This is a genomic window from Micromonospora sp. NPDC049171, from assembly GCF_040648275.1.
Taxonomy (GTDB): Bacteria; Actinomycetota; Actinomycetes; order Mycobacteriales; family Micromonosporaceae; genus Micromonospora.
On sequence record NZ_JBEZDJ010000061.1, the window covers coordinates 1 to 1,728 of the forward strand.

The window sequence follows — 1,728 nt, forward strand, 5'->3', positions numbered from 1 at the left end:
AAGATTGTCCGGCGGCGTCCTACTCTCCCACACCCTCACGAGTGCAGTACCATCGGCGCTGGAGGGCTTAGCTTCCGGGTTCGGAATGTAACCGGGCGTTTCCCCTCCGCCATGACCGCCGTAACTCTATGAACATATCAAACAACCCCGGACACATTTCACGGGTGTTCGCTCGTTCAGAGTTGCACAGTGGACGCGTAGCAGCTTAGTAGTCAAGTCCTCGGCCTATTAGTACCGGTCAACTGAACCCGTTACCGGGCTTACATTTCCGGCCTATCAACCCAGTCGTCTAGCTGGGGGCCTTACCCCCACAAAGTGGGGTGGGATACCTCATCTTGAAGCAGGCTTCCCGCTTAGATGCTTTCAGCGGTTATCCCTTCCGAACGTAGCTAACCAGCCGTGCCCTTGGCAGGACAACTGGCACACCAGAGGTTCGTCCGTCCCGGTCCTCTCGTACTAGGGACAGCCCTTCTCAAGTATCCTACGCGCACGGCGGATAGGGACCGAACTGTCTCACGACGTTCTAAACCCAGCTCGCGTACCGCTTTAATGGGCGAACAGCCCAACCCTTGGGACCTGCTACAGCCCCAGGATGCGACGAGCCGACATCGAGGTGCCAAACCATCCCGTCGATATGGACTCTTGGGGAAGATCAGCCTGTTATCCCCGGGGTACCTTTTATCCGTTGAGCGACACCGCTTCCACTCGCAAGTGCCGGATCACTAGTCCCGACTTTCGTCCCTGCTCGACTTGTCAGTCTCACAGTCAAGCTCCCTTGTGTACTTGCACTCAACACCTGATTGCCAACCAGGCTGAGGGAACCTTTGGGCGCCTCCGTTACCTTTTAGGAGGCAACCGCCCCAGTTAAACTACCCACCAGACACTGTCCCTGAACCGGATAACGGTCCGAAGTTAGATACCCAAATCAACCAGAGTGGTATTTCAAGATTGCCTCCACCCATACTGGCGTATGGACTTCACCGGCTCCCACCTATCCTACACAAGCTAATTCGAGTACCAATGTCAAGCTATAGTAAAGGTCCCGGGGTCTTTCCGTCCTGCCGCGCGTAACGAGCATCTTTACTCGTACTGCAATTTCGCCGGGCCTGTGGTTGAGACAGTGGGGAAGTCGTTACGCCATTCGTGCAGGTCGGAACTTACCCGACAAGGAATTTCGCTACCTTAGGATGGTTATAGTTACCACCGCCGTTTACTGGCGCTTAAGTTCTCCGCTTCGCCCCGAAGAGCTAACAGGTCCCCTTAACGTTCCAGCACCGGGCAGGCGTCAGTCCATATACATCGAATTACTTCTTCGCATGGACCTGTGTTTTTAGTAAACAGTCGCTTCCCCCTGCTCTCTGCGGCCATACAACGCTCCACCCGCGCGGGGCTTCACGTCTCCGGCCCCCCTTCTCCCTAAGTTACGGGGGCAATTTGCCGAGTTCCTTAACCACAGTTCGCCCGATCGCCTCGGTATTCTCTACCTGACCACCTGTGTCGGTTTGGGGTACGGGCCGCTAAGAACTCGCTAGAGGCTTTTCTCGGCAGCATAGGATCACTGACTTCACCTGAATCGGCTCGGCATCACGTCTCAGCCTTCATGTGTTGCGGATTTGCCTACAACACGGCCTACACGCTTACCCCGGCACAACCACCGGCCGGGCTCAGCTACCTTCCTGCGTCACCCCATCGCTTGACTACTACCCATCAGGTTCCCAGCCTCCCCAC

Annotated in this window: 2 rRNA genes (1 of these 2 only partly in view); both read right to left on the reverse strand. The window is 56.2% G+C overall.

Going from position 1 to position 1,728, the window contains the following annotated elements:
* Positions 1-6: 6 nt before the first annotated feature.
* Positions 7-123, reverse strand: a 5S ribosomal RNA gene (gene rrf, locus AB0B14_RS36625).
* 85 nt (positions 124-208) lie between these two features.
* Positions 209-1,728 (reverse strand): 23S ribosomal RNA (locus AB0B14_RS36630); it runs 1,662 nt beyond the window's last position.